Below are 3241 nucleotides of genomic sequence, written 5' to 3' on the forward strand. Positions count from 1 at the left end.
CCGTTGTGGCCGTTGCGACCGAGCCAGTCGCGGAGCATGTCCCATTCCTTCTGGGCCGCGAACATCGCGTCGCCGCAGCCGGTCTCCTTGCTGGAGGCGCTGCCGGTGCCCCAGGAGTCGCTCGACTTGGAGAAGACCTGGCCGGTGCCGTAGTCGGCGCAGGACAGGCCGGGGCGGTTCGGGTCGCGCAGCGTGTAGGAGCCGCCGGAGGCCGTGGTGGCGATCGTCGGCGAGGGGCCGTTCCACTCGCTGTTCAGGGTGCCCGCGTGGACGTCGTCGTAGCTGTCGAGCACCTCGCCGGTGGTGGCGTCGACGAACACGTGCAGGCGGCTGGGGGCCGGGCCCTTGTGGCCGGCGAGGACGGTCTCCCAGGCCAGGCGGCTGGTGCCGTCCTTGACCCGCACGACCAGGCGGCGGGACTCGACGGTGTCGACGGAGGCCGCCTTGCTGCGGGCGGTCCGCTCCGCCTGTTCCGCACTGATCCGGGCGGTGGTGGAGGTGCCGACGGGGCCGGTGGCGGCGGACTGCAGGGCGCGGACCGTGCCCCGGGAGTCGGCGAGGACGACGGCGTCGCCGCCGACCACGGGCAGCCCGCGGTAGCTGCGCTCGTAGGCGACGGAGTAGAGGCCGTCCACCCAGGGGGTGACGGCCTTGCGCTCGTAGGTCTCGTCGCTGCCCTTGGCCAGCGCGTCCAGACCGGCCGTCACGGCGGCGTCGGCGGCGCTCACCGCGGCGGCCAGCCCGCTGGGCGGGGCCGGGGTGGTGTCGGGTGCGGCGGTGGCCGGCCCCGCGGTGGCGGCGATCATGCCGGCCAGCACGGTCAGGGCGGTCGCCGCGGTCAGCAACCTTCCTGCGGAAATCCTGCGTTGCATCGGGGCTCCTCGCGTGTGGGGGTCCTCGACCGCGGACGGCAGGCTGGGGAGGCGTCGCGGGGCCGCCTCTGGAGGGGACGGCCGTGCGGGCCGTCCGCGCTCGGGTGCCCGAACCCTCACACGGCGTCATGGCCGGGTCAATGGCTGGTGCGCGTGAGGCGCCGGGTTGGCAAATTCCGTCAAGCCCGCAGGGGCGGGCCTGCGTCAAGCTGGGCTTTTCCCGAGGTGGTTGAGACCACGTCAGGGGTGACGGAGAGCGATCGGACGGGCGGTGGCGGGACCGGCCGTCAGGGCCGGGCGGGTGCCGGGTCCTGGACGCGCCCCTGCAGGGCCTTGGACAGTTCGGCGACGCAGGAGGCGAGTTGTCCGGTCGTCAGCTGCCCCGGGTCGCCACCGCACCCGGCCGCCGGTGCGGCCGGTGTCGGGGCCGGAGTCGGGGCCGGTGTCGGGCGTCCGCCGGGCGCGGTGATGTCGCCGCTCAGCGACACCAGGTTGGGGGTCACCGTGGCGTCGCCCGACAGGTCGATGTAGTCCTGGGTCTGCCCGTTGAAGTCCACGAAGCCGCGCCACATGTCCCGGCCGAACGGGACGATCTCCTGCAGCGCGCCGCCCTGCCCGGCGCTGATGGTGATCGAGGTCTGCTGCGCCATGTACGACACCATCCGGCTGGCCAGCACGTCCAGGTTCACCGACGGGCTGTCGTCGCCGCGCACGTACACGTGCAGGTCGTTGAGGCCGCCGCCGACCCGGTCGGCCTGCAGGACGGCGAAGGCCACCACCAGTTGCGAGGAGCTCTCCCGCGGCACCAGCGGCGTCACGTAGTACAGGTGGCCGTCCGCCCTGGAGCGCAGCAGGAACTCGCCCGGGTTGACGGCGTTGGTCGACGCCGAGGTGTGCGCGTAGCCGAAGCCGCGGTCGTCCTTCGCACCGCGGCCGCCGAGCCACTGGATCTCGTGGATCTGCGAGCGGACCACCGAGGCCGGGTAGACGGCCCCCGGCAGTTCGCCCGGGGCCACGTCCGCCCGGTACGTCATGTTCGGGCGGCCGTCGGGCGAGCCGCGCAGCACCAGCACCCCGGCGGGTTCCAGGACGGTGCGCTGGTGCCAGCCGGTCTGCCGGGCCACCGAGATCACCACCACTGGCTGGGCGGTGCGGGGGTCGGCGCCGTCGCAGTAGCCCCAGATGTCCTGGTCGCTGTGGACGAGGTCCGGGAAGCGCTCGGCGAGCAGGTTGCGCAGGCTGACGGCCCCGGTGCCGGCGAAGGCCCGGCCGAAGGCGTGCTCGCCGCGGAAGGCGCAGGTGGTGACGGAGTTGGAGCGGCCGTCCCAGACGGCGACGCCCTCCATCGGCTGCTCGCCGGAGCCGTCCAGGACGGCCGTCCACACGCCGCCGCCCGGCGAGGCGTCGGGCAGGTAGTGCAGGCTGTGGCCCATCAGGTGGACCCCGGAGGTCAGGCCGGCACTGTCGGTGAGCGCCTTGGTGGCCGCCGCGTAGGAGGCGGTGCGGGCCTCGAAGTCGAAGTCCGGCATCGGCGCGGTCTTCACGCAGGCCGGCACGTCCGCGGTGCCGACCAGGTCGCAGCGGGTGCCGTCGCCGGCGCGGGTGTGCTCGGTCACCGGCAGGACCGAGCGCGGTGTGCCGGCCCCGCCGGCGGGGACGTCGAGCACGGTGGCCGCCGCGTAGAAGCGGCCCTCGTCCTTGTCGTCGTCCCACAGTCCGGTGCCCGTGCGCACCAGCGAGCCGGCCACCGCCAGCAGCACCGCCGCCAGTGCCAGGCGCACCCGCCACCCGCCGTAGCCGGCCCCGGACTCCTGCGCGACGTACGCGACCACGCCCACCGTGCCGCACAGCCCGATCGCGACCCAGAGCCAGAACAGCGGCGCCGCGTCCAGCACGCCGCCGTGCGGGAGGAACTCCCGCTCGATCAGCAGCAGGTAGCTCTGGTCCTGCTGCCCGAACCCGCCGAACACGGTGTGCTTGACCAGCCGTACCAGCAGCGCGACCAGCGGCATCCACAGCCACCAGACGGCCAGCGCCGTCAGCCCGCGCCGCACCACGCCCCGCCGGACATCACTCTTCGTCACACGCCACCCCTGTCCCCGCCCCGGCCGCCCGCTGCCCCGCGCGCCGGTCCGCGACCTGACGGCGGGCGTCCGATGGTACGCGCCGCACCGCCCCGGCCGCCGGGATATCGCACGGCCAACCATGGGCCCGCCCAAGGGGTTTGCCGTCCGGCGGCCTCTCCCGGGCCGCGCTCCCGGCGGCCCGGGCGCCGCCTGCGGGGGCCCGGGCTCCCGCGCCGGGGCCGGGGCGGGCACCGGCCGGGCCGCCGGGTCCGGCGGCCGCCGCCGGGCCCGCCGGTAGCGGCC

General features: G+C 75.2%; 2 protein-coding genes. Both read right to left on the bottom strand.

The window, feature by feature from the left end; genetic code table 11:
• Positions 1-872, bottom strand: an 872-nt coding sequence (locus ACFVHV_RS43535) for a PepSY domain-containing protein (RefSeq protein WP_380359387.1), incomplete at its 3' end; no start/stop codon positions are given.
• Positions 873-1159: 287 nt separating this feature from the next.
• Complete coding sequence (locus ACFVHV_RS43540) at positions 1160-2956, bottom strand: hypothetical protein (protein ID WP_380359390.1); 1797 nt, start codon at positions 2954-2956, stop codon at positions 1160-1162.
• Positions 2957-3241: the final 285 nt, after the last annotated feature.

Source organism: Kitasatospora sp. NPDC127116 (genome assembly GCF_042677365.1).
GTDB lineage: Bacteria > Actinomycetota > Actinomycetes > Streptomycetales > Streptomycetaceae > Kitasatospora > Kitasatospora lactacystinica.